This is a genomic window from Micromonospora sp. NPDC049047 (genome assembly GCF_040649135.1).
Taxonomy (GTDB): Bacteria; Actinomycetota; Actinomycetes; order Mycobacteriales; family Micromonosporaceae; genus Micromonospora.
This window is the reverse complement of the sequence record NZ_JBEZEY010000020.1, coordinates 76,915-100,313: the sequence shown is the minus strand read 5'-3', so window position 1 is coordinate 100,313 and position 23,399 is coordinate 76,915. Positions and strand designations below refer to the sequence as shown.

General features: G+C 70.6%; 22 protein-coding genes. 14 read left to right on the top strand and 8 right to left on the bottom strand.

Features of this window, described 5'->3' with window-relative positions:
• The first annotated feature begins 220 nt into the window (after positions 1 to 220).
• Complete coding sequence (abc-f, locus tag AB0B86_RS26060; protein WP_357420010.1) at positions 221 to 1,858, top strand: ribosomal protection-like ABC-F family protein; 1,638 nt, start codon at positions 221 to 223, stop codon at positions 1,856 to 1,858.
• A 137-nt stretch (positions 1,859 to 1,995) separates the two neighbouring features.
• Here the strand turns inward: abc-f and dnaE are convergent, their stop codons facing one another.
• Positions 1,996 to 5,526 (bottom strand): DNA polymerase III subunit alpha, encoded by a 3,531-nt coding sequence (dnaE, locus tag AB0B86_RS26055; RefSeq protein ID WP_357420007.1) that lies wholly within the window; start codon positions 5,524 to 5,526, stop codon positions 1,996 to 1,998.
• Between the two features lie 483 nt (positions 5,527 to 6,009).
• On the opposite strand from dnaE, the gene AB0B86_RS26050 reads away from it, so the two are divergent.
• Complete coding sequence (locus tag AB0B86_RS26050) at positions 6,010 to 7,263, top strand: hypothetical protein (protein ID WP_357420005.1); 1,254 nt, start codon at positions 6,010 to 6,012, stop codon at positions 7,261 to 7,263.
• Positions 7,264 to 7,352: 89 nt separating this feature from the next.
• Here the strand turns inward: AB0B86_RS26050 and AB0B86_RS26045 are convergent, their stop codons facing one another.
• On the bottom strand, positions 7,353 to 7,727 hold the full coding sequence (locus tag AB0B86_RS26045; protein WP_357420003.1) for a hypothetical protein: 375 nt from the start codon (positions 7,725 to 7,727) through the stop codon (positions 7,353 to 7,355).
• A gap of 169 nt (positions 7,728 to 7,896) precedes the next feature.
• Between AB0B86_RS26045 and AB0B86_RS26040 the strand changes: the two genes are divergently transcribed.
• From AB0B86_RS26040 to AB0B86_RS26030, 3 genes are all read left to right on the top strand, one after another.
• Positions 7,897 to 8,517 (top strand): L-threonylcarbamoyladenylate synthase, encoded by a 621-nt coding sequence (locus tag AB0B86_RS26040; protein WP_357420000.1) that lies wholly within the window; start codon positions 7,897 to 7,899, stop codon positions 8,515 to 8,517.
• A 99-nt stretch (positions 8,518 to 8,616) separates the two neighbouring features.
• Complete coding sequence (locus AB0B86_RS26035) at positions 8,617 to 9,162, top strand: RNA polymerase sigma factor (RefSeq protein ID WP_357419998.1); 546 nt, start codon at positions 8,617 to 8,619, stop codon at positions 9,160 to 9,162.
• A gap of 18 nt (positions 9,163 to 9,180) precedes the next feature.
• A complete protein-coding gene (locus AB0B86_RS26030) occupies positions 9,181 to 9,771 on the top strand; it encodes a hypothetical protein (RefSeq protein WP_357411893.1) in 591 nt (196 codons plus the stop codon).
• Between the two features lie 90 nt (positions 9,772 to 9,861).
• Here the strand turns inward: AB0B86_RS26030 and AB0B86_RS26025 are convergent, their stop codons facing one another.
• Positions 9,862 to 11,247 (bottom strand): serine/threonine-protein kinase, encoded by a 1,386-nt coding sequence (locus AB0B86_RS26025; RefSeq protein WP_357411892.1) that lies wholly within the window; start codon positions 11,245 to 11,247, stop codon positions 9,862 to 9,864.
• A 131-nt stretch (positions 11,248 to 11,378) separates the two neighbouring features.
• Between AB0B86_RS26025 and AB0B86_RS26020 the strand changes: the two genes are divergently transcribed.
• The 7 genes from AB0B86_RS26020 to AB0B86_RS25990 all read left to right on the top strand — a co-directional run bounded on the left by AB0B86_RS26020 (position 11,379) and on the right by AB0B86_RS25990 (position 17,603).
• The gene (locus AB0B86_RS26020) at positions 11,379 to 11,978 is read left to right on the top strand and encodes a hypothetical protein (RefSeq protein ID WP_357419995.1); all 600 of its coding nucleotides are present in this window, start codon (positions 11,379 to 11,381) and stop codon (positions 11,976 to 11,978) included.
• Between the two features lie 116 nt (positions 11,979 to 12,094).
• Positions 12,095 to 12,436: a PadR family transcriptional regulator gene (locus AB0B86_RS26015; RefSeq protein WP_357411890.1), complete on the top strand. Its 342-nt coding sequence runs from the start codon at positions 12,095 to 12,097 to the stop codon at positions 12,434 to 12,436.
• Positions 12,433 to 13,383: a permease prefix domain 1-containing protein gene (locus AB0B86_RS26010; protein WP_357411889.1), complete on the top strand. Its 951-nt coding sequence runs from the start codon at positions 12,433 to 12,435 to the stop codon at positions 13,381 to 13,383. The genes AB0B86_RS26015 and AB0B86_RS26010 overlap by 4 nt, the downstream gene beginning before the upstream one ends.
• A gap of 119 nt (positions 13,384 to 13,502) precedes the next feature.
• Entirely contained in the window at positions 13,503 to 14,855 is a 1,353-nt protein-coding gene (locus AB0B86_RS26005) for a sensor histidine kinase (RefSeq protein WP_357419993.1), read from the top strand.
• Entirely contained in the window at positions 14,852 to 15,571 is a 720-nt protein-coding gene (locus AB0B86_RS26000; RefSeq protein ID WP_357411887.1) for a response regulator transcription factor, read from the top strand. Before AB0B86_RS26005 ends, AB0B86_RS26000 begins: the two co-directional genes overlap by 4 nt.
• Before the next feature lie 80 nt (positions 15,572 to 15,651).
• Positions 15,652 to 16,545 carry an ATP-binding cassette domain-containing protein gene (locus tag AB0B86_RS25995; protein WP_357419991.1) on the top strand — a complete coding sequence of 298 codons (894 nt, stop codon included), beginning with the start codon at positions 15,652 to 15,654 and terminating at the stop codon, positions 16,543 to 16,545.
• Positions 16,542 to 17,603 carry an ABC transporter permease gene (locus tag AB0B86_RS25990; RefSeq protein WP_357419990.1) on the top strand — a complete coding sequence of 354 codons (1,062 nt, stop codon included), beginning with the start codon at positions 16,542 to 16,544 and terminating at the stop codon, positions 17,601 to 17,603. The genes AB0B86_RS25995 and AB0B86_RS25990 overlap by 4 nt, the downstream gene beginning before the upstream one ends.
• A gap of 58 nt (positions 17,604 to 17,661) precedes the next feature.
• Here AB0B86_RS25990 and AB0B86_RS25985 read toward each other — a convergent pair whose 3' ends face one another.
• Positions 17,662 to 18,306: a DUF402 domain-containing protein gene (locus AB0B86_RS25985; protein ID WP_357411884.1), complete on the bottom strand. Its 645-nt coding sequence runs from the start codon at positions 18,304 to 18,306 to the stop codon at positions 17,662 to 17,664.
• A gap of 165 nt (positions 18,307 to 18,471) precedes the next feature.
• Here AB0B86_RS25985 and AB0B86_RS25980 point away from each other — a divergent pair, with 165 nt between their 5' ends.
• Positions 18,472 to 18,969 (top strand): hypothetical protein, encoded by a 498-nt coding sequence (locus tag AB0B86_RS25980; RefSeq protein WP_357419988.1) that lies wholly within the window; start codon positions 18,472 to 18,474, stop codon positions 18,967 to 18,969.
• A 48-nt stretch (positions 18,970 to 19,017) separates the two neighbouring features.
• On the opposite strand, the gene AB0B86_RS25975 is transcribed toward AB0B86_RS25980, so the two are convergent.
• A complete protein-coding gene (locus AB0B86_RS25975; RefSeq protein WP_357411882.1) occupies positions 19,018 to 19,770 on the bottom strand; it encodes a YebC/PmpR family DNA-binding transcriptional regulator in 753 nt (250 codons plus the stop codon).
• 289 nt (positions 19,771 to 20,059) lie between these two features.
• On the bottom strand, positions 20,060 to 20,746 hold the full coding sequence (locus AB0B86_RS25970) for an NADPH-dependent FMN reductase (RefSeq protein WP_357419986.1): 687 nt from the start codon (positions 20,744 to 20,746) through the stop codon (positions 20,060 to 20,062).
• Between the two features lie 101 nt (positions 20,747 to 20,847).
• Here AB0B86_RS25970 and AB0B86_RS25965 point away from each other — a divergent pair, with 101 nt between their 5' ends.
• Positions 20,848 to 21,702 carry a helix-turn-helix transcriptional regulator gene (locus tag AB0B86_RS25965; protein ID WP_357419984.1) on the top strand — a complete coding sequence of 285 codons (855 nt, stop codon included), beginning with the start codon at positions 20,848 to 20,850 and terminating at the stop codon, positions 21,700 to 21,702.
• Positions 21,703 to 21,709: 7 nt separating this feature from the next.
• Here AB0B86_RS25965 and pdxT read toward each other — a convergent pair whose 3' ends face one another.
• Positions 21,710 to 22,315 carry a pyridoxal 5'-phosphate synthase glutaminase subunit PdxT gene (pdxT, locus tag AB0B86_RS25960; RefSeq protein WP_357419982.1) on the bottom strand — a complete coding sequence of 202 codons (606 nt, stop codon included), beginning with the start codon at positions 22,313 to 22,315 and terminating at the stop codon, positions 21,710 to 21,712.
• An 11-nt stretch (positions 22,316 to 22,326) separates the two neighbouring features.
• Positions 22,327 to 23,244, bottom strand: a complete 918-nt coding sequence (pdxS, locus tag AB0B86_RS25955; protein WP_357411878.1) for a pyridoxal 5'-phosphate synthase lyase subunit PdxS — start codon at positions 23,242 to 23,244, stop codon at positions 22,327 to 22,329.
• Positions 23,245 to 23,399: the final 155 nt, after the last annotated feature.

Here is a 23,399-nt window from a genome sequence, read left to right as displayed (position 1 = left end):
GGGTGAAGATCCGTTGTTAGACTTGGCGCGTTGGGTTAGCGGTACGACAAGGGAGACCAGACATGGCGGGTGACGACGACATCTCCGGGTGAGACCGGACATGTTCGGCCATCGGTTCGGCGCGTGTAGGCGCCGCCACCGTGGCCATGCCGTCGTTCCCCAGGTCCCCGTGTCGTCGGGCGGCTTAGGCACGCCCACCCCACCCTCTGAGGTCACTCGCATGTCTGATGCGTTCATTGTCTGCTCGAACCTGTCCTTCTCCTGGCCGGACGACACCCCGGTCTTCTCGGAGCTGTCCTTCACCGTCCCGGGCGGTCGCACCGGGCTCGTCGCGCCCAACGGCGCCGGCAAGAGCACCCTGCTGCGGCTGATCGCCGGGGAACTGCGACCCACCGGCGGCAGCGTCACCGTCGACGGACTGCTCGGCAACCTCCCGCAGACCCTCCCGCTCGCCGGCGACCTGACCGTGGCGCAGGTGCTCGGCGTCGCCGAGCGGATCGCGGCGCTGCACGCCATCGAGGCCGGCGACGCCAGCGAGGCGCACTTCGCCACCATCGGCGACGACTGGGACATCGAGGAGCGCACCGGCGCCGAACTGGACCGGCTCGGCCTCGGCGACCTGGAACTCGACAGACGACTGCACACCCTCAGCGGCGGCCAGGTGGTCTCCCTCGGGCTGGCGGCGCAGCTGCTGCGCCGCCCGGACGTACTGCTGCTGGACGAGCCGACGAACAACCTGGACCTGGCGGCCCGGCACAAGCTCTACGACGTGCTCACCGACTGGTCGGGGTGCCTGCTGCTGGTCAGCCACGACCGGGAGCTGCTGGACCGGATGGACCGCATCGCCGAGCTGGAACGAGGCGAGATCAACTGGTACGGGGGCAACTTCACCGCGTACACCGAGGCGGTGCAGGCGGCGCGGGAGGTGGCCGAGAGCAACCTGCGCAACGCCGAGCAGGAGGTCAAGCGGGAGAAGCGGGAGATGCAGCAGGCTCGCGAGCGTGCCGACCGGCGGGCCAGCAACGCCGCCAAGAATCTGAAGAACGCCGGTCTGGCCCGGATCGTCGCCGGTGGGCTCAAGCGCAGCGCGCAGGAGTCGGCGGGAAAGGCGCAGGAAACGCACGCCGGCCGGCTCGGTCAGGCCAGGGCCCGACTCGACGAGGCCGGGCGGGCGGTCCGCGACGAGGACCGGATCACAGTGGATCTGCCGGACACCACCGTCCCGGGCGGGCGCACTGTCTTCTCCGGCCAGGGGATGCGGGCCCGCTTCGACGACCGGGAGCTGTTCGGCGGCGACGGCGCTGACCTGGTGATCCGAGGGCCGGAACGGATCGCGCTCACCGGGGCGAACGGCGCCGGCAAGTCGACACTGCTGCGCCTGATCAACGGCGACCTCGAACCGTCCGGTGGCGAGCTGAAGCGCGGCGACGGGCGGATCGCGTACCTGTCGCAGCGGCTGGACCTGCTGGACCTCGACCGCTCGGTGGCGGAGAACTTCGCCGCGTACGCGCCGAGCCTGCCGGACGCCAAGCGGATGAACCTGCTGGCCCGGTTCCTGTTCCGGGGCAGCCGGGTCAACCTGCCGGTCGGGGTGCTCTCCGGCGGGGAGCGGCTGCGCGCCACGCTCGCGTGTGTGCTCTGCGCCGAGCCGGCGCCGCAACTGCTGCTGCTCGACGAGCCGACGAACAACCTGGACCTGGTCAGCGTCGCCCAACTGGAGAGCGCGCTGTCCGCGTACCAGGGTGCGTTCGTGGTGGTCAGCCACGACGAACGGTTCCTCGCCGAGATCGGCGTGCAGCGCTGGCTGCGGTTGGCCGACGGCCAACTGCGGGAGATCAGCGCCCCCGACCGGGCCTGAGCCGCAAGCCCCCCACCAGCTCCGTCGATCATGGAGTTGTGGTGCCCGTTAAGCGCAACGATGGGCGCTTTGTCACCCACCACAACTCCATGATCGACGAGGCGCGCCGGCGGCGACGGGCCGGGGCCGTGGCCTGGTCAGCCCACGTTGGCAGGGCCGAGGACGCTCTTGAGGTCGCCCATGAGCGCTGTGGTCGCCGCCACCCGGAACGGACCCAGCCGCAGGGTGGTGGTACGGCCGCCGTTGAGCAGCTTGACGTGCACCTCGGTGTCGCCGGGGTGCAGCACAAGCGTTTCCTTGAGCTTCTCCATCAGCGGCGGCGTGCAGCGGTGCACCGGGATGGTGAGGGTGACCGGCTTGTTGGTGGCGCTGGTGCTGACGTCCGGCATGGACATGTCCATCGCCATGATGCGCGGGGTGTCGTCGCGGCGGTCCACCCGGCCCTTGACCACCACGATGGCGTCCTCGGCGATGTACTGCCCGATCACCTCGTAGGTGTTGGGGAAGAACAGCGTCTCCACACCACCGGCCAGGTCCTCCAGGGTGGCCGACGCCCAGGCGCGGCCCTGCTTGGTGACCCGGCGCTGCACCCCGGAGAGGATGCCGGCCAGGGTGACGACAGCCCCGTCGGGCACCGCGCCGTCCTCGGCGAGGGACGCGATGGTGGTGTCGGCCGCCGCGCCGAGGATGTGCTCCAGGCCGAACAGCGGGTGGTCGGAGACGTACAGGCCGAGCATCTCCCGCTCGAACGCCAACTTGTCGCGCTTGTCCCACTCGCTGTCGCCGATGGTCGGCATCACCGTGGTGCTGCCGGTGTCGGCGTCACCGAAGCCCGCGCCGAACAGGTCGTACTGGCCGACCGCCTCCTTGCGCTTGACATCGGCGTACGCGTCGATGGCGTCGGCGTGCACCGCGAGCAGCCCCTTGCGGGGATGGTTGAGCGAGTCGAACGCGCCCGCCTTGATCAGCGATTCGATCGTCTTCTTGTTGCAGACCACCGCGTCCACCTTGGACAGGAAGTCGTAGAAGTCGGTGTAGTCGCCCTTCTCCTGGCGGCACCGCATGATCGAGGCGACCACGTTCGCGCCGACGTTGCGCACAGCGGCCAGGCCGAAGCGGATGTCCTTACCGACCGGGGTGAACGGCCCGGCCGAGGTGTTCACGTCCGGTGGCAGCACCTGGATGCGCATCCGGCGGCACTCGGACAGGTAGAGCGCCATCTTGTCCTTGTCGTCGCCGACACTGGTGAGCAGCCCGGCCATGTACTCCGCCGGGTAGTGCGCCTTCAGGTACGCCGTCCAGTAGGAGACCAGACCGTACGCGGCGGAGTGCGCCTTGTTGAAGGCGTAGCCGGCGAAGGGCACCAGGACGTCCCACACCGCCTGGATCGCCTCGTCGGAGTAGCCGCGCTCGCGGCAGCCGTCCCGGAACGGGATGAACTCCTTGTCGAGGATCTCCTTCTTCTTCTTACCCATGGCCCGACGCAGCAGGTCCGCCTGACCGAGGGTGTAACCGGCGAGGATCTGCGCGGCGCGCTGCACCTGCTCCTGGTAGACGATCAGGCCGTGGGTGGGTGCCAGGATCTCCCGCAGCGGCTCCTCCAGCTCCGGGTGGATCGGGGTGATCTCCTGGAGGCCGTTCTTGCGCAGCGCGTAGTTGGTGTGCGAGTCGACGCCCATCGGACCGGGCCGGTACAGGGCCAGGACGGCGGAGATGTCCTCGAAGTTGTCAGGCTTCATCAACCGCAGCAGCGAGCGCATCGGCCCACCGTCGAGCTGGAACACGCCAAGGGTGTCACCGCGGGCCAGCAGCTCGTACGCGGCCGGGTCGTCCAGCGGTAGGGCCAGCAGGTCGAGCTTCAAACCGTGGTTCAGCTCGATGTTCTTGACGGCGTCGTCGATGATCGTCAGGTTGCGCAGGCCGAGGAAGTCCATCTTCAACAGCCCGAGCGACTCGCACGTCGGGTAGTCGAACTGCGTGATGATCGCCCCGTCGGCGTCCCGGCGCATCAACGGGATGTGCTCGATGATCGGCTCGGCGGACATGATGACGCCGGCGGCGTGCACACCTGTCTGCCGGATCAGCCCCTCGATGCCCTTCGCGGTGTCGATCACCTTGCGGACGTCCGGGTCGGAGTCGTACAGGCCGCGGATCTCGCCGGCCTCGGCGTAGCGGGGGTGCTTGGCGTCGAAGATGCCGGTGAGCGGGATGTCCTTGCCCATCACCGCCGGCGGCATCGCCTTGGTGATCCGGTCGCCGACCGCGTACGGGAAACCGAGCACCCGAGCCGAGTCCTTGATCGCGGCCTTCGCCTTGATCGTGCCGAAGGTGGCGATCTGGGCGACCTTGTCCTCACCCCACTTGTCGGTGACGTACTTGATCACCTCACCGCGCCGACGCTCGTCGAAGTCGATGTCGACATCCGGCATCGAGACCCGCTCGGGATTCAGGAACCGCTCGAAGATCAGACCGTGCTGGATCGGGTCGAGGTCGGTGATGCCCAGCGCGTACGCGACGAGCGAGCCGGCGGCCGAACCACGGCCCGGACCCACCGAGATGCCCTGGCTCTTGGCCCACTGGATGAAGTCGGCGACCACGAGGAAGTACGACGGGAAGCCCATCTGGTTGATGACGCCCAGCTCGTACTCGGCCTGGACGACGTGCCCCTCCGGGATGCCGTTCGGGTAGCGGCGGCCCAGCCCGGCGAAGGTCTCCTTGCGGAACCAGGACTCCTCGGTCTCCCCCTCGGGCACCGGGAAGCGCGGCATCAGGTTGTGGAACTCGAACATGCCCTTCGGGTCGACCTTCTCGGCGACCAGCAGGGTGTTGCGGCAGCCCTGCTGCCACAGCTCGGAGGAGTCGACAGCGCGCATCTGGTCGGCGCTCTTGACGAAGTAGCCGCCACCCTCGAACCGGAACCGGTTGGGGTCGTCGATGTTGCTGCCGGTCTGCACGCAGAGCAGCACGTCGTGCGCGGTGGCCTGCGCCTCGTGGGTGTAGTGCGAGTCGTTGGTGACGACCGGTGGGATGTCCAGCTTGCGGGCGATCTCGGTGAGCCCCTCACGGACCCGGCTCTCGATGGAGAGGCCGTGATCCATGATCTCCAGGAAGTAGTTGTCCTTGCCGAAGATGTCCTGGTAGCTCGCCGCGACCTTGAGCGCCTCGTCGAACTGACCCAGCCGCAGCCGGGTCTGCACCGCCCCGGACGGGCAACCGGTGGTCGCCATGATCCCCTCGGCGTGCTCGGCGATCAGCTCCATGTCCATCCGGGGCCACTTGACGTAGTGCCCCTCCATGGACGCCCGCGAGTTGAGGGTGAACAGGTTCTTCAGGCCACGCGCGTTCTTCGCCCACATGGTCTTGTGGGTGATCGCGCCGTTACCGGAGACGTCGTCGCTCTTCTGCTCCGGCCGACCCCACTTGACCCGCGCCTTGTGATAGCGCGACTCCGGCGCCACGTACGCCTCGACGCCCAGGATCGGGGTGATCCCGGCGGCCATCGCCTGGTTGTAGAAGTCGTTCGCGCCGTGCATGTTGCCGTGGTCGGTGATCGCCACCGCCGGCATGCCCAGCCGGTTGGCCTCGGCGAACAGGTCCTTCAACCGGGCCGCTCCGTCGAGCATCGAGTATTCGGTGTGCACGTGCAGATGCGCGAACGAATCGGCCATGCCTGGCGCCCCCCGGCGGTGTGGATCTTGGTGGTCGGAGCCGACCGGGACCTACCCTACCGAGGTGATCTCGGCGGCTCCACCGTCCGCGCCGACGGTCGTGGCCCTCGTCTCGTCCAGCGATCTTCACGACCGCTCCCGGCTCGCCGGCACGAACCCGCGGGCGGCTCCGCGGCCCTGACGGCAGACGTTCGGCCATGATCGATTAGGGTGCGACCCTGGCGACGTGGCAGCGCACCTACGGCGGTACGGGTGGCAGGGGCCGCGTCCGTCGCGCCCGGTCGCATGTTCGGCGAACTGCGCTGAGGAGCGGCAATGAGCGGTTGGGACATTTCGGTCCATGCGGCATATGCGGGCGGGCTCGCCACGCGCGTGGCGGAGCTACGGAGACGCTTCCCGGACGCTCTGCTGACATGTGACCTCCACGACGAGCGTCCCGGCCCCGAACTCATCTGTTGGGACGGGCATCCGCAGGAGATCTGGGTGTGGATCTTCGAGCCCGATGAACCGGCGGGAGCGCGACGTGCCCAGAACCGGCTGGAGCAACTCCTCGCGAATCCGTACGAGTTGGTCCGCATCGTGGACAAGCCCGTGGTGGCCGGTCCCAACGGCATCTTCGAGCAGGACTGCGTCACGGCGTCCAGCTTCATCGACGTGGACGGGCGGATCGAGGTCCGCAGCGGCCCTGACGACGGCATCCAGCTGTACCGGGCGTTCGGCATCGACCGCGAGGATGACTTCGAGGAACGAGTGGCCATCAACCTGGCGCTCGGTGACGCCTTCGAGGCGGACCGCGACTCCCGAAAGGCACTGGGTTTCCAGGACGAAAGCGAAGACGCTGCCGACCAGCCGTCCTCGCCCAGGGCCAACTCGGATGGCCGGCCCTGGAAACGGCCGGAAAGCGTCGACCTCCTGCTCACCATCGACCTCCCCGACGGCGACAAGGAGAAGGGACGCGTCGTCCAGGAATGGTTCGAATCAGCTCGGAACTTCTTTGCCGAACTCCTGCCATCCGATGCGCTCGCCGGGGCAGCTCGCGGAGGCACCTGTGGGATCGAGGCGGTCATCGGGGCGGCGGACGGCGACGAGCAGCGCTCATGGCAACTCCCCTCCTTCAGCGACGAGGAATGGCAGTCGTTCGTCGGGCAGGTCGACTGGCGGACGCACGACTTCCAGTACCTGCGTGTCGGTTCCGCCGACGGTCAAGGGACCCCTGGGGTGGCTGTGCTCGACGAGGGGTCACTCGGTGTGGAGTTCTGGCAGTACCCGATGGACGGCCGGCGACGGGCGGTCCTCGGGATCACGCTGCCCCGGGCCGTCTTCCTCAGGTTCAGCGAGCGGGCGCACGCGTTGTTGCGTCGGGCCGCCGAGCACGGTGCGCTTTTCGGCATGGTCGGCATCAGCTACGGCACGAGTTTGATGACCGGCCTTGAGTACGCGCTTTACCTGCACCCGTGGGAGACGGTGCGGTCCGTGGAGCATACCCTGCGCGGTTATTCATGGATCACCATCATCTCGGAACCAGTCGCACAGCGCCTGGGTGGCGCCGAACGACTGCGCAGGACCGGCGCGTTCGTGCGGGTCGACCACCTCGCCGGTGGCGGCTGGTGGCTGCAGGCAGCGGAGACCTTCGATGACTACACCGACGTCGCAGCCGAGCAGGTCTACTCGGTGCTGCGCCCGGCACTGCCCGAGGGCACCTACCCGTCCACCTTCAAGGACGAGTGGCGCGACTGAGCGCGGTCACGGCATGTCAACTCTCGATCATCTGGGCAGGACTCCGCGGACGGCCTCGGTGGCCTGGCACACCACTTCGGGCCAGGGCTTCACCACTCCTCCTCCGGGAAGTGGGTCGAACCGAGGAACAATCCTTCATTCAGCAGAATTAGCTGATACTCACCAGATCCCTTCATGGCTTCGTAGAGACGGACCGCAATTGACTTTCCGGCCACATCATCGGCCGAGTCGACGATGATCTCGTAGGGATGACTCTGGTAAGGCTCGGTGGGCTCGTCGACGCCGTTCACATCGAACTCGTCGTTCACATAGACGCGGTGATCACCCAACTCGCCCCAGAACCGGCGACTACCCTCGGGCATCTCCCGAAGGCGGACGCCCAGAGTCTCCCCCACCTCCTCAAGCAAGCGAGGCAGATCGACAGCACCCTCCACCCGACCCACCAGAATCCCGAAGTCGCTCATCGGTCACCGACCCATCCATCCACGACCTGGCAGTGCTCGACGCTGGGATCGCAAGATAGCGCTTCCTTCCGGCTTCCTGGCGGGCACCGGTCGCCTACCGCGAACCCCGCCCAGGATCCACCCCGGGCCCTCGTCCGGTCCGCACGAAGAATGCGCCTAGGCTCGCAACATGGCCAGGTACTACGACGTGCACCCGGAGAACCCGCAACCCCGGATCATCGGCCAGGTCGCCGACCTGATCCGCGGCGGTGGGCTGGTCGCCTACCCCACCGACTCCTGCTACGCGCTCGGCACCCAACTCGGCAACCAGGACGGGCTGGACCGGATCCGCCAGATCCGCCAGCTCGACGACCGGCACCACTTCACGCTCATCTGCCGGGACTTCGCGCAGCTCGGCCAGTTCGTCCAGATCAGCAACTCGGTCTTCCGCCTGGTCAAGGCGTCCACCCCGGGCAGCTACACCTTCATCCTGCCGGCCACCCGGGAGGTGCCGCGCCGGATGCTGCACCCCAAGAAGCGGACCGTCGGCGTCCGGGTGCCCCGGCACACCGTCACCCAGGCGCTGCTGGCCGAGCTGGGCGAGCCGCTGGTGTCCAGCACGCTTGTCCTGCCCGGCGACGACGAGCCGATGACCCAGGGCTGGGAGATCAAGGAACGGCTCGACCACCAGCTCGACGCGGTGCTCGACGCCGGCGACTGCGGCATGGAACCGACGACCGTGATCGACCTGTCCGGGCCCGAGCCGGAGATCCTGCGCCGGGGCGCCGGCGACGTGTCGCGCTTCGAGTAGGCGCGCCGGTCCGGGTCGGGTGCCGGACCGTACCGGGGCACAACGGCCGCACCGGTCGTACGCTCGGGGATCGGCACCGGCGAGCATTGGACACCCGGCATGCCCGACGCGAACGATATCGACGCGCTGGCCTGGTCCGCCGCACGCGGCGACCCGGCGGCTCTGGACGCCCTGCTAATCGCGGTACGCCCCGAGGTGTTGCGGCTGTGCGCCAGGTTCCTGCCCAACCGGGAGGACGCCGAGGAGGCCTGCCAGGACACCCTGCTGGCGCTGGCCAACGGCATCACCCGGTTCGAGGGACGCTCCTCGTTCCGCACCTGGCTGCACCGGCTGACCGCCAACCGGGCCCGCTCGACGTACCGCGCGCTGCGCCGCCGCTGCCGGCTGGAGGCCGGCGGGGTGCCCGTCCCGGACCGGGCCGACCCGCGGCGGACCAGCGTGGTCGCCGGCACCCGCCTCGACCTGCTCGACGCCTTCGACGCGGTCCACCCCGAGCTGGCCGAGGTGGTGGCCCTGCGCGACGTCCTGGGGCTGAGCTATCCCGAGATCGCCGCACTCATCGACGTGCCGGTGGGCACTGTGAAGTCCCGGCTGCACCTGGCCCGCCGGCAGGTGCGGCAACGGCTCGGCGTCGACCAGGGCTGAGCCGGTCGGTCGGCGGTGATGACCAGGGAGCGGGCCGCGATGATCTCGCTGCGCCGTGCCGTCACCGGTGCCGTCATCGCGGTCGCGGCCACCGTGGCGGTCACCGCCTGCGGCAGCGACGCGGTCTCGCCGCTGCCCGTCCAACCCGGCCGGCCGCCCCCGTCGACGTCAGCGTCGACACCACCGAAACCGGCGACGCCGATGACGACACCTCCGGCGACATCCCACCCCGTCGGGTCGCCGTCCCGGCCGCCGTCGACAGCCGGGCGGCCCGTGCCGATGCCGCCCACACCGACGATCGGGAGGGGTACGCCCCGAACGACTCCCCCGTCGACCGACGCGCCCGCCGCGTGTCAGGGCGCGGTCCGCTACGACCTGCCACTTGCCGAGACCGAGCTCAGCCTGTTGGGCTCGCTCTGCTTCGCCACCGGCGCGGTGCTCCGGATCCAGGGCATCGGCCCCGGCCTGGTAACTGTGGACCGTCCGGAACTGGTCAGCCAGCACTACGAGGCAGGGGTGGTGGACATCAGGTTCGTCCGCCCCGGCACTGTCGACGTCACGATCCCGCAGCCGGACCGGGCGTACACCATCACGGTGGTGGTCCGCTGACCCGGGGATGGTGCCACCGGTCACCGGCTCATGATTCTCCGCCACCGGGACAGCTACACACCTGCGGCGGCCGGGCGCGTTCAGCCGCACCTACCGCAGGCGTACGCCGGCGAGCAGAACGTCCACGAAGTCGGGTGCACCGTCCACGGGTGGCACGATCTGCGCGTACAGCAGAGCGGCGCGGCGGGGATGCCGCCCGGCGGCCTCGACGATCCGCGGCCGGCCCCGGTCGCAGCGGTAGGTCACCACTGTCCACTCGACGCCGGCCTGCCGGGTGGTGCGCGCCGCCGTGTCGGCGCAGTCCCCGTGCGTGCGTTCGGCCAGGAACCCGGCGGGTGTGGTGCGCGCGGCCACGCTGACGGAGACGCCGACGAACGCGCCGGGCACCCGGGGATCGGCGGCCCACCGGCGGGGCTGCGGCGACATCACCAGAGCCGGATCCGCTTCGCCGTCGGCGCCGTACTGACCGGCCCAGGCCGTACCGGTCGCCGACCAGCCGTCCGGCAGTGTCACGCTGAGCGGTCCGGCGGTGTACGTGCCACCACCGGGCGGCCCGGCCCCGACGCCGCCCGGCTCGGGACCCACCACCACGACGGCCGCCACCACCGCCACGGCCAGCGACAACCGGTGGCGGCGACGGGTCACCGGTACCGGTCGCGGCGACTGCCGCACCGGGTTGGTGGCCCGGTTCAGCGCGGCGTGCAGCGCTGCGGCGTCCGGGTACCGGTCGGCCGGCCGGTGGGCGGTGGCCCGCAGGAGCACCGCCGCCACCGGTGCCGGTACGCCGGCGCGCAGTCGCAGGACGCCGCCCGGTCGGGGCGGGTCGGGCGGGACGCCGTGGGGATCGGCGGCGAGCAGCCGGATGCCGAGCCGGCCGAGCCCGTACACGTCGGCGCGGGCGTCGACAATCGCGCCCGGATCGTCCTGCTCCGGTGCCATGTAGCCGGGGGTACCGGCCGGTGCGGTGAGGCCGGAGGCCGTGGCCAACGCCTTGGCGAGACCGAGGTCGGCGATCAGGACGCGCTCGGTGCCGGTGCCCGCGCCGGTGGAGTGGAACAGGATGTTGCCCGGGGTGAGATCGCGGTGGACGACGCCGTGCCGGTGCAGCACTGTCACGCCCGCGCAGACCTCGCCGAGCAGGCGCAGCGCCGTCGGGCCGGGCATCGGGCCGCTGGCCAGCCGGTCCCGCAGGCTGCCCCCGTCCGCCCAGGCCAGCACCGCGTACGGCCGGCCGTCGGGCAGTTCACCGACGGCGTGTACCCGGACCAGCCGCTCGTGCTCCAACTGCCGCAGCAGTCGGGCCTCGTCGCGGAAGCGTTCCCGGACCCGCAGGTCGTGGCTCCAGTTCTCGGCCAGGACCTTGATCGCCACGTGCGCGTCGAGCGCCGGGTCGTAGCCCAACCAGACGGTTGCGAACGAGCCGACGCCCAGCAGCCGTTCGACGGCGTAGGGCCCGATCCGCAGCGGAGCGGTCACCGTGTCACCCCCGCCGCACTGTCGGTAGGCGTTTCTCTGCACAGTAGACCGGCTCGGTCGGCAACCCGACGAACCATTGGCCACCGCGCGGTGACTAACAGGGCAGGAGACCCATCACCGAAGGAGCCACCATGAACCGTCTCTGGATCGTCCTCACCGCCACCGCCGCGCTGGCGTCCGGCACACTTACCGTCGCCGGTCCGGCCCCGGCGGCAGCGGCGGCCGGCAACACCGCGCCAGCCTCGGCGCGTGCCCCGTACGCCGCCGCGATGACCACCGAGCACGGTCACCCGCGGGTGCTCGGCGTCGGCGGCGCCGGGGTGTACCGGATCGGCGCCAGCCTGGCGGCGTTGACCGCGGCCGGGCGGATCGACTGGACCGCCCCGGGCTGCGCCGGAGTGGTGAACGCCGGCGTGGCCGGTTCCTGGGCCGGCGTGCTCCTGCTGGCCTTCCGCGACGGCCGACTGGTGGAGGTCGGCACCGCCACCGCGCCGCCGCGCTCCCCCGCCGGGGCCTCGGTTGGTATGTCCTTCGACGAGTTGGAGGCGATCTACGGATCGCGGGGCGCGCTGATCCGCAACGACGCGGGGACCGCCGAGGCGTACCTGGTCCGGTTCGGTTCGCGGGTGGAGCTGTTCACCGGGCACCCGATCCGGCCGGGTGTGGGCTACTTCCAGGTCGGTCTGGCCAGCTACGTCGAGCGGAACTTCCGGCAGGGCGGGACCTGCTGAGCAGCGTCTGGGGCGGGGCGTCCGGTGTCGACCGGGCGCCCCGTTCGCGCATGCCGCGCCAGATACGTTGTTATCGGCGTAGACAACACCGTGTGGCACACAGTATGGTGTGACACATGGTTAGCGAGGACGTTCTACGGACGCACCTGCAGGAGTTGCGTCGAGGCACCGTCGTGGTGGCCAGCCTGGTCGCGCTACGCCGACCGGACTACGGCTACGCACTACTGCAACGGCTCACCGACCACGGCTTCCCGGTGGACGCCAACACGCTCTACCCGCTGCTGCGCCGGCTGGAGGACCAGGGGCTGCTGACCAGCGAGTGGAACACCGAGGAGAACCGGCCGCGCAAGTTCTACCGGACCAGCGACGAGGGCGAGTCGATGCTGAGCCGGCTGCTCGACGACCTCGCCACCGTGCAGGCCTCCATCGCCGGGCTGATCCAAGGAGTGAACCGATGAACACCCTGACCAACCGCTACCTCGCCGCCACCCTGCGCTCGGTGCCCGCCCAGCGTCGCGACGAGATCGCCACCGAGCTGCGGGCCTCCATCGACGACATGATCGAGGGCCGGACCGACGGTGGCGCGGACCCCGCCACCGCCGAACGGGAGGTGCTCACCGAGCTGGGCAACCCCGACGTGCTGGCCGCCCGGTACGCCGACCGCCGGCTACAGCTCATCGGCCCGACCTACTACCTGCTCTGGCTGCGACTGCTGAAGCTGCTGCTCAGCTTCATCCCGGCGCTCGTCGGCACGATCGTCACAGTGGTCGAGGCGGCCGAAGGAAAGGGCTTCGGGGCCATCGGGCCGGGCATCGTCGCGGCCATACAGGTGGCCGTGCAGATCGCCTTCTGGCTCACCCTGACCTTCGCCATCATCGAGCGCACCCAGACGGCGGTGGACCTGCCGGAGTGGACTGTGGACCAACTGCCCGACGCCCCGGCGCACCGGCGCATCCCCCTCGCCGACACCATCGCATCGGTGGTCATGTTGGTGCTCACCATCGGCTACCTGCCCTTCCAGCACTACAACTCCTGGGTGCACGAGACCGACGGCGGCAACATCCCGATCCTCGACCCGGCGCTGTGGTCCTTCTGGCTGCCGGCGCTCATCGTCGTGCTGGTCGCCAGCGTGATCTTCGAGGTCGTCAAGTACCGGATCGGGCGCTGGACCTGGGCCCTGTTCGGCACCAAGCTGCTGCTCGACCTGGCGTTCACGGTGCCGGTGGCGTGGCTGGCGCTCTCCGACCGCCTGCTCAACCCGGCCCTGGCCGAGCGCCTGAGCTGGGTGGCGGAGGCGGACAACCGGCACTCCCTCGGCCTGGCCATCGCGGTGGGCGCGGTCGCGATCGTGGTCTGGGACCTGGTCGACACCGCCCGGAAGACCCGCCAGCAGACGACCTCATGAGCGACACCAGAGCAGGCGGCCCGGCGCGTACCCGCGTCGGGCCGCCGCCCGCTCACCGGACCCGCCGGCACGGGTCGCCCGCTCGACCGGCGGCGCGGGCGGCGTGGCATCGTTCCTGGATGACCGTGGCACCGCGAGACGACTGGCGCCGACCGGGCCCCACCACCCAGCAGCGCCGCAACGACCTGTGGATCGGGCTGGCGGTGACCGGGTTGGCCCTGGTCAGCCTCACCCTGGCGCGCAGCACGGGGGCGTTCCTGCTGGGCCCGCCGCCGTCCGGGCCGGAGCAGTTGTTCTGGACCGTCACGGTGACGCTGCCGCTGGTCTGGCGACGACGCTGGCCGGTCGCCACCCTGCTGGTCGTCGCCCTGGTGTTCATCGCCGCGCAGGCACGCTCGGCCCCGGAGACCCAGTTCTCCGCCTGGGCGCTGTTCTGCGCGCTCTACACCGCCGGTGCCTGGGGCACGGATCATCAGCGGGCCCGCCAGGTGCGGCTCGGCGTGATCGCCACCATGTTCGCCTGGCTGGGCATCTACTACGCCGTGATGATCGACCACATTCCCGCCGACGCCTTCGACGAGGCGGTCGGTCCGGTGCCACCCGTGCTCGCCGCCATGGTCACCGGAGTGCTTGTCAACCTGCTGACGCTCGGTTTCGCGTACTTCTTCGGAGAGACCGCCTGGGTGGCCGCGCGCCGCGAACACGAGCTGCGTACCCAGGCCGAGGACCTGCGTCGGTCGCAGGCCGAGTCCCGGGAACGGGCGGTGCTCGGCGAACGGGTCCGGATCGCCCGGGAGCTGCACGACGTGGTCGCCCACCACGTGTCGGTGATGGGAGTGCAGGCGTCCGCCTGCCGCCGGGTGTTCGACCGCGATCCCGGCAAGGCCCGCACCGCGCTCAGCGCCATCGAGCAGAGCGCCCGCACCGCTGTCGACGAGCTGCGCCGGATGCTCGGCGTGCTGCGGACCCCCGGCGCGGCCGACGCCGGGCCGCCGGCCGGCGGCGACGTCGACCGGATCGGTGAGCTGGTCGAGCGCGCTCGGGCCGCGGGCCTGACGGCAACCCTCGGGGTGTACGGCGCACCCGTCACGCTGCCCGAATCGGTCTCCCAGGCGGTGTACCGGGTCACGCAGGAGGCGGTGACCAACACCCTGAAGCACGCCGGCGCGGACCTGCTGGACGTGCGGGTCCGCTACCTGGCCCGGGAGGTGGAGGTCGACGTGACGGACAACGGGCGAGCCGGCGGCCGGGTCAACGCCGTCGGGCTGGGCCTGATCGGGATGCGCGAACGGGTAGGCGCGCACAACGGCGACCTGGAGGCCGGGCCCCGAGCCGGCGGCGGATGGCGGGTACGCGCCCGCTTCCCGCTGGCGACGGCCGAGCCGCTGGCCGACGCGGAACGGGAGCCGCACCACGACCGGGAGCCAGCCGTCGTGCGGGAGCCAGCCGTCGGCACGGGACACGCGGCATGAGCGCCACGCCAGCCCACCAGAGGTCGGGCCCGGGTCAGCCCATCCGGGTGCTGCTCGCCGACGACCAGCACCTCGTCCGCACCGGCTTCCGGGTCATCCTCGAGGTGGAGGACGACATCGAGGTGGTCGGCGAGGCCGCCGACGGTGAACGGGCCGTCGCCATGGCCCGAGCCACCCGCCCCGACGTCGTACTCATGGACGTGGAGATGCCCCGGATGGACGGCCTGGAGGCGACCCGGCAGATCACCGCCGACGGGCCCGGTGGGCCGGCGGTGCTGATCCTCACGACCTTCGACCGCGACGACTACCTGTTCGCCGCGCTGCGGGCCGGGGCCAGCGGGTTCCTGTTGAAGAACGGCACACCGGAGGAGCTGATCGAGGCGATCCAGGTGCTGGCCAGGGGCGATGGTCTGCTCGCTCCGGAGATCACCCGGAGGGTGATCTCCACATTCGCCCGACCCGGAGACCCGGCGGGCACCGCCCACCGGGGGCCGGAGGCGGACGCCGCGCTGGCCGGGCTGACACCACGGGAACGGGAGGTGCTTGTGCTCCTCGCCGCCGGATCGAGCAACGCGGAGATCGCCACCGCCATCCACCTGGGCGAGGCGACGGTGAAGACCCACGTGAGTCGGGTGCTTGCCAAACTCGGCCTGCGCGACCGGGTGCAGGCGGTGGTGTTCGCCTACGAGAACGGGGTGGTCCGGCCCGGCGGCTGAGCGCCGTCCGTCGCGCGGCGGACCCGCCGCTCACCCACCGGGCGGACGGCGGGGCCGGAGATTCGATCTAGCGTGGGTGCGTGACCAGAACGCTTCGTCTCGACGGCATCGACCGCAGCTTCGGCGACCGGCAGGTGCTCAAGAACGTGTCCTTCGAGGTGGCCGCCGGCCGGATGACCGGCTTCGTGGGCGCCAACGGCGCCGGCAAGACCACCACCATGCGAATCATCCTGGGCGTGCTCGCCTCCGACGCCGGCGAGGTGAGCTGGGGCGGTGCCCCGCTGACCCGGCAGGACCGGCGACGCTTCGGCTACATGCCGGAGGAACGCGGCCTCTACCCCAAGATGACCACTCGGGAGCAGGTGACCTACCTGGGCCGGCTGCACGGCCTGGACGCACCCGCCGCCCGGCGGGCCACCGACACCCTGCTGGACCGGGTCGGTCTCGGTGAACGCGGCGACGACCTGCTGGAGACGCTGTCGCTGGGCAACCAGCAACGCGCGCAGATCGCGGCAGCGCTTGTGCACGACCCCGAGGTGCTGGTGCTCGACGAGCCGTTCTCCGGCCTCGACCCCCTCGCCGTCGACACCGTCGTCACAGTGCTGCGGGAACGGGCCTCGGCCGGCGCACCGGTGCTCTTCTCCAGCCATCAGCTCGACGTCGTGGAACGCCTCTGCGACGACCTGGTGATCATCGGGGACGGGGTGATCCGGGCCTCCGGCAGCCGACAGCAGCTACGTGACTCGTACACAGTGCCCCGCTACGAGCTGGTGGTGGCTACCGACGCCGGTTGGGTACGCGACCAACCCGGGGTGACCCTTGTCGAGCTGGACGGCCCGCGGGTCGTCTTCGACCTACCGGCCGACGCCGACGAACAGACAGTGCTACAGGCCGCCCTGGCGCGCGGTCCGGTCCGCGCGTTCCGCCCGGTCAGCCCCTCCCTCACCGAGATCTTCCGAGAGGTCACCCAGTGAACATCACCCAGGCCACCCGGCTCGTCGCCGAACGGGAGATCCGGGTCAAGCTGCGCGACCGTACCTTCCTGTTCGGCACCCTCTTCTTCCTGCTGATCGCGGCGGCGGGCACCATCCTGCCGCCACTGCTCTCCGGTAGCCCGGACACGGTGGCGGTCACCCAGCAGGCCGCCGGGCCGCTGCGGGACGCCGGACTCGACGTCCGCGTGGTGGCCGACGACCGCGCCGCCGAGCAGGCCGTCCGCGACGGTGACGTGGACGCGGCGGTGGTCGCCGGTCCGAAGGTCCTCGCGATGGACGAGCCCCCCACCGACGTGGTCCAGGCGTTGAGCAGCTCGCCGCCGGTGCAGTTGCTCGACCCGGACGCGGTGGACCCGGTGGTGGCGTTCCTGGTGCCGTTCGTCTTCGCGTTCGTCTTCTTCATCACCTCGCAGACGTTCGGTCTGCAGATCGCGCAGAGCGTCGTCGAGGAGAAGCAGACCCGGATCGTGGAGATCCTGGTCGCGGCGGTGCCGGTGCGGGCGCTGCTGGCCGGGAAGGTGGTAGCCGGCGCCATCCTGGCGTTCGCGCAGATCGCGTTGATCGCGGTGGTGGCGGTGATCGGGCTCCAACTCGGCGACAGCGGCGGTCTGCTCTCCCTGCTCGCCCCGGCGATCGGCTGGTTCGTGCCGTTCTTCCTGCTCGGTTTCGTGCTGCTCGCGGCGATGTGGGCGGCGGCCGGGGCACTTGCCAACCGGCAGGAGGACATCTCCGCCGTCTCCACGCCGGTACAGCTCGCTGTCATGCTGCCGTTCTTCGCGGTGATCTTCCTGAACGACAACGACACAGCGATGCGGGTGCTGTCCTACCTGCCGTTCTCGTCGCCCACGGCCATGCCACTGCGGCTGTTCACCGGTGACGCGGCCGGCTGGGAGCCGTTCGTCTCGCTTGTCATCCTGCTGCTCGCCGCCGGGGCGTTCGTGCTCGCCGGGGCTCGGGTGTACGAGGGGTCGCTGCTGCGCACCAATGGCCGGACCTCCCTGCGGACCGCCTGGCGGGAGCGGGAGACGATCGGCTGAGCCGACGGTTCGGCCGCGGGCGTCGGTGTCCTGATCGGACGCCGACGCCCGTTCGGGCTCAGCGGGCGGGCGGCACCCGGTCCCAGCCGGCGGGCAGCGGCGGCGCCGACCAGGAAGGGTCCGGCTGCCACTTCGCCCACGCCGGGTCCCACCAGCGCTCGCCCGCGTCGAGCAGCGCCGCGATCCGGTCACCCTCGGCCCGGATGGCGTCGCCCATGCCCGGGTAGCGGCCCTCGACGAGACGCTGGGCGAAGATCTCCACGTCCTTCCAGACATACCGGTCGGCATCCGCGCCCCACCACAGGTCCAACTCGTGGTCGAGGGTGTCCACCCCGATGGCCGTACGCCGTACCGGGTCCTGGAGGTTGAAGTACCAGCCGGCGAAGTCGCGCCCGGGGCCGGTCCAGAAGACGTCGACGGAGTGCGCCTCGCCGGGGCGTTGCAGCATCAGCTTGCCGTGCCCGGACCAGGAGCGGTGCCCAGCGGTCTCCCACGGGTGACGCCCGCACGGGAAGACACCCGCCGTCGGGAAGCCGAACTCGGCCCCCGGTGGGAGGTAGAGGGCGAGCAGGTCGGGTGAGTCCTCGACGACGATCGTCGGGCAGCCGAACCACACCTCGCCGCGCAGCACCTCCCGCCGCACTACCGCGTCGCCCGGCGCGAACCGGTGCACCACCATTTCCGCCGGCACGTCCTCGCTCACCGAGGCAGCGTACCCGCTGGCGGGGTGCCAACCCGGCGTGGGCGCTCGGGCGGGATGAGTGGGAATTCCGGGGACGACCGTGCGACATCAGCTGTCATAGCATCCCCGGGTGACAGCTCATATCGTGCCCGAGGGCCGGTCCGCACGATCCACGAAGGAGGCCTGGTGGAGCCGATGCGCGACCCTCGGGCGGCGCTCAACCACATCACCGAGGCGCTCGTCTTCGGCTACCGATGGGACCAGCAGCGCCGGACGTTCATCCTGGTCACCGAGTTTCCGGTGCGGTCGGCGGGCAGCATCCGAGAGTTCGCCGCGTTCGTCTTCACGGACGTCGATGTCGAACGCCTGGCCGGGGACCTTCCCGCCTACCAGCGGTTTCAGGAGGCGTACGACGGTGTCGGGCCCGGCGGCATGGTCGTGCAGGACGTCCAGCAGCGCGACGTCGAGCCGGATCGGCACCAGGTAGAGCTGTGGTTCGGCGACAACTTCGGCGGCGTGGTCGTCGTCTTCGGCGCGCTGGCCGGCTACACCCGCGGGTCGACGGCCGAGCAGGTCGGGCCGCGCCAGTGGGTCTACCGGGACGTCCACACCGACGAGCGCTTCGACATCGACTTTCCGTTCCCGGCCCTGGTCGGCCCGACAGCGCGCGGCGGGGGCCGCTGACGTCCACCGGACGCCCGGCCCGGCGGACGGCAGCGGCAACCGCGCGGGTCAGGCGTCGACCGCCGCCATCACGTCGTCGCTGACGTCGAAGTTCGCGTAGACGTTCTGCACGTCGTCGCAGTCCTCCAGGACGTCGATCAGCTTGAAGATCTTGCGCGCGCCCTCCTCGTCCAGCGGGATGTTCATGCTGGGAACGAGAGACGACTCGGCCGACTCGTACTCGATGCCGGCGTCCTGCAGCGCGGTCCGCACCGGGATCAGGTCGGTCGGCTCGGACACCACCTCGTACGCCTCACCGAGGTCGTTGACCTCCTCGGCACCGGCGTCGAGGACCGCCATCATCACGTCGTCCTCGCTGGTGCCCTCCTTGGGCACGATCACCACGCCCTTGCGGGAGAACAGGTACGACACCGAGCCGGCGTCGGCGAGCGAACCGCCGTTGCGGGTCAGCGCGGTGCGCACCTCGGTGGCCGCCCGGTTGCGGTTGTCGGTGAGGCACTCGATGAGCATGGCCACGCCGTTGGGCCCGTAGCCCTCGTACATGATCGTCTGCCAGTCGGCGCCGCCAGCCTCCAGGCCGGAGCCACGCTTGACGGCGCGGTCGATGTTGTCGTTCGGCACCGAACTCTTCTTCGCCTTCTGGATGGCGTCGAAGAGCGTCGGGTTACCGGAGGGGTCGCCACCGCCGGTCCGCGCGGCCACCTCGACGTTCTTGATCAGCTTGGCGAACATCTTGCCGCGCTTGGCGTCGATGACGGCCTTCTTGTGCTTGGTCGTCGCCCACTTTGAGTGGCCGGACATCTTCTACCTCCGTTGCTACCCGCCGTCTGCATCGACCGCACCGCGCACGCCCCGCTTCCGCCGGCGCACGCGGAGGCGCCGGTCAGCCCTGGTGGAAGCCGTGGCGGGCAGATGGCCCTGCCGAATCTCCGCAATCCTACCGACGTCCCCGGGGTCGCTGTCATGCACCGCGCGCCACCGCTTTCCCCACACCCGCCCGAAACGGGCAGAAACGAGGAAAAGCGAATCAGACCGCGAAGCCGTACGACCCAGCACCGTGCACTCGACCACCGAGCGCTCGTCGCATCGGTCATCCAGCCCGGCCCGGTAGCGCTGGAACGACTCCATTCCGGGCAGCGGGCCGGGCAGGTCCGGGCCGGTCGGCCGAGCGAAGTGCTCGGGACCAGGTCACGACCTCGGCGAGCATCCTCGACAGCTCCGCCTCCCTGCCGTCACCGGGCGCGAAGCGGCCGGCGTTGCGATCACCAGGGTCGGCCCCGGAGAAGTCGAAGTCGGTGAAGATCGACAGTGCCACTCCCGTCGGCACCACCACGCAGCGCACCTCGGTCAGAATCGCCCCAAGGTGGTCGGCGGCCCGGTTGCCGCCCTGCACGCCGTAACTCAGTACCCCGGCCACCTTGTCGGCCCACTCCGCGTACAGGTAGTCGATGCCGTTCTTGAGCGCGGCCGGTATCGAGCGGTTGTAGTCCGGGGTGACGAAGACGAAGGCGTCGCAGGCGTCCACCACGGCCGCCCACCGCCGGGTGTGCGGACGCCGGTAGTCGCCGAACAGCGCGGGCACCGGCTCGTCGAGCAGCGGCAACTCCTGCTCCGCGAGGTCGACTAGCGTGACGACGGCGTCCCCTGCGCGTACCATTTCGTGCCGCTCGGCCACCTCCATCGCCCAACGGCCGATCGCGGCGCCGCGCCGGCCAGGACGGGTGCTGCCGACGATCAGACCGATCCGCAGTGGTCCTGTGCTCTGTGCGTTAGTCATGACCACGATCCTCTGGGCGACGGGACGGGCCGGGGAGACCGCGGCGAGGATGGCCTTGCCAGGGCCACCCACCGGCCGGTGCCGACTGCCAGACTGGGTCGATGATGGACGGAGAGCTGGGCGCGTTCCTGCGCAGTCGCCGCGAGGCGCGACGGCCGGCTGAGGTCGGCCTCGCCGAGGGCCCACGCCGGCGTACGCCCGGGCTGCGCCGGGCCGAGCTGGCGACGTTGGCGCAGGTCAGCGTCGAATACCTGACCCGGCTGGAGCAGGGCCGCGACACCCGCCCGTCACCGGAGATCCTCGCCGCCCTCGCCGACGCCCTGCTACTGGACAGCGCCGACCGGGCACACCTGCGGCAGCTCGCCTCGGCCCAGCACGCCCGGCAGCTCTGCTCGGGCGACCGGCCAACGGTGTCCCGCACCGTCCGGCCGACCGTCCGCGCCGTGCTCGACGCGCTGCGCGACACCCCGGCGTACGTGCTCAACCGGCTCGGCGACGTGCTGGCCTGGAACGAGCCGTTCGAGCTGGTGGCCCGCCCACTGGGTCTCCTGGACGGGTCGCGACCGAACCTGGTCTGGTACGTGCTGACCGACGCACGCGCCCGCGAGCACTACCCGCAGTGGTCGGCGCTGGCCGACCAGCAGGTCGCGGACCTGCACCTGCTGCGCCATGGCGACTCCGCCACCGACGTCTTCGCCGAGCGGCTGGCCCGCACCGTGGGCGCGCCGTTCACCGACCGGTGGCAGCGGCGACCGGTGGGCGCCACGCGTACCGGACTGTTGCGGATCCACCATCCGGCGGTGGGTCCGCTGAGCCTCAACTACGAGACGGTGGAGCTGGCCGAGGCCGACGCGCAACGGTTGGTCGTACACCTGCCCGCCGACGCCGCCACCGCCACCGCGCTGGACCGGTTGGCGGGCCGCCGCCCCGGCCACCTGCACGCGGTCGCCGGCTGACGGACCGTCACCTGGCGGTGCGGACCAGGTCCACGAAGTACGCGTGCACGCGCAGGTCACCTGTCAACTCCGGGTGGAACGAGGTGGCCAGCAGGTTGCCCTGGCGGACCGCCACGATCCGGTCGGCCGCCGGCCCGCCGGTCACCGACCCGATCACCTGAACGCCGGCACCGACCCGCTCGACCCACGGCGCCCGGATGAACACGGCGTGGAACGGCTCCCCCGGCACCCCGGTGATCTCCACCGGCGCCTCGAACGAGTCGACCTGCCGGCCGAACGCGTTACGCCGCACTGTCATGTCGATGCCGGTAAAGCCCCGCTGGTCTTGTCGCCCGTCGAGCACCTCGGCCGCCAGCATGATCATGCCCGCGCAGGAGCCGTAGACCGGCATACCGTCGGCGATGCGTTTGTCGATCGGCTCGCGCATCTCGAAGATGTCCGCGAGTTTGCTGATGGTGGTGGACTCGCCGCCGGGGACGACCAGGCCGTCCACGGCGTCCAGTTCCGCCGGACGGCGGACCGGGCGGGCGTCCGCGCCCGCCGCGGCCAGCGCCGCCAGGTGCTCCCGGACGTCCCCCTGGAGCGCGAGCACACCGATCACGGGTGCCGTCATGGTCCCCTACCTCACCAACCGCGTTCGGCCAGGCGGTGCGGCTGCGGGATCTCGTCGACGTTGATGCCGACCATGGCCTCGCCGAGACCACGGGAGACCTTCGCCAGCACGTCCGGGTCGTCGTGGAAGGTGGTGGCCTTGACGATCGCGGCGGCCCGCTGGGCCGGGTTGCCCGCCTTGAAGATGCCCGAGCCCACGAACACGCCCTCGGCGCCGAGCTGCATCATCATCGCCGCGTCGGCCGGGGTGGCGATCCCGCCGGCGGTGAACAGCACGACCGGCAGCTTGCCGGTCTCGGCGACCTCCTTGACCAGCTCGTACGGGGCCTGCAACTCCTTGGCCGCGACGTACAACTCGTCGGCCGGCAACGACGACAGCCGGGCGATCTCCTGGCGGATCTTGCGCATGTGGGTGGTGGCGTTGGAGACGTCGCCGGTGCCCGCCTCGCCCTTGGAGCGGATCATCGCGGCACCCTCGGTGATCCGGCGCAGCGCCTCGCCCAGGTTGGTCGCGCCACACACGAACGGCACGGTGAACGCCCACTTGTCGATGTGGTTCGCGTAGTCGGCCGGGGTCAGCACCTCGGACTCGTCGACGTAGTCCACGCCCAACGACTGCAGGATCCGCGCCTCCACGAAGTGGCCGATGCGGGCCTTGGCCATCACCGGGATGGAGACCGCCGCGATGATCCCGTCGATCATGTCGGGGTCACTCATCCGGGAGACCCCGCCCTGCGCCCGGATGTCGGCGGGCACCCGCTCCAGGGCCATCACCGCTACCGCGCCGGCGTCCTCAGCGATCTTGGCCTGCTCGGCGTTGACCACATCCATGATCACGCCGCCCTTGAGCATCTCGGCCATGCCACGCTTCACGCGGGCGGTGCCGACGACGGGGGCGCTACCGGTGTTCGAGGCGGTGTTTTCGGGCACGGGTCATCGCTCCTTGGACGTGCGCTGGGGGTGACGGCGAAAATGCTACGCGTGCGACAACGCCGCACCGACAGCCAATCAGACCCCCGGTGGCCTGCCCTGTGGCCCTGATCACCGGCCAGTCCGACGGGCCGCGCCGGGGGCCGGCGCGGGGG

Bases quoted from the DNA above. Each gene is read 5' to 3' on its own strand.
- abc-f (WP_357420010.1), top strand. From the start codon at position 221: ATGTCTGATGCGTTCATTGTCTGCTCGAACCTGTCCTTCTCCTGGCCG.
- dnaE (WP_357420007.1), bottom strand. From the start codon at position 5,526: ATGGCCGATTCGTTCGCGCATCTGCACGTGCACACCGAATACTCGATG.
- AB0B86_RS26045 (WP_357420003.1), bottom strand. From the start codon at position 7,727: ATGAGCGACTTCGGGATTCTGGTGGGTCGGGTGGAGGGTGCTGTCGAT.
- AB0B86_RS26040 (WP_357420000.1), top strand. From the start codon at position 7,897: ATGGCCAGGTACTACGACGTGCACCCGGAGAACCCGCAACCCCGGATC.
- AB0B86_RS26035 (WP_357419998.1), top strand. From the start codon at position 8,617: ATGCCCGACGCGAACGATATCGACGCGCTGGCCTGGTCCGCCGCACGC.
- AB0B86_RS26030 (WP_357411893.1), top strand. From the start codon at position 9,181: ATGACCAGGGAGCGGGCCGCGATGATCTCGCTGCGCCGTGCCGTCACC.
- AB0B86_RS26020 (WP_357419995.1), top strand. From the start codon at position 11,379: ATGAACCGTCTCTGGATCGTCCTCACCGCCACCGCCGCGCTGGCGTCC.
- AB0B86_RS26015 (WP_357411890.1), top strand. From the start codon at position 12,095: ATGGTTAGCGAGGACGTTCTACGGACGCACCTGCAGGAGTTGCGTCGA.
- AB0B86_RS26010 (WP_357411889.1), top strand. From the start codon at position 12,433: ATGAACACCCTGACCAACCGCTACCTCGCCGCCACCCTGCGCTCGGTG.
- AB0B86_RS26005 (WP_357419993.1), top strand. From the start codon at position 13,503: ATGACCGTGGCACCGCGAGACGACTGGCGCCGACCGGGCCCCACCACC.
- AB0B86_RS26000 (WP_357411887.1), top strand. From the start codon at position 14,852: ATGAGCGCCACGCCAGCCCACCAGAGGTCGGGCCCGGGTCAGCCCATC.
- AB0B86_RS25975 (WP_357411882.1), bottom strand. From the start codon at position 19,770: ATGTCCGGCCACTCAAAGTGGGCGACGACCAAGCACAAGAAGGCCGTC.
- AB0B86_RS25970 (WP_357419986.1), bottom strand. From the start codon at position 20,746: ATGACTAACGCACAGAGCACAGGACCACTGCGGATCGGTCTGATCGTC.
- AB0B86_RS25965 (WP_357419984.1), top strand. From the start codon at position 20,848: ATGATGGACGGAGAGCTGGGCGCGTTCCTGCGCAGTCGCCGCGAGGCG.
- pdxT (WP_357419982.1), bottom strand. From the start codon at position 22,315: ATGACGGCACCCGTGATCGGTGTGCTCGCGCTCCAGGGGGACGTCCGG.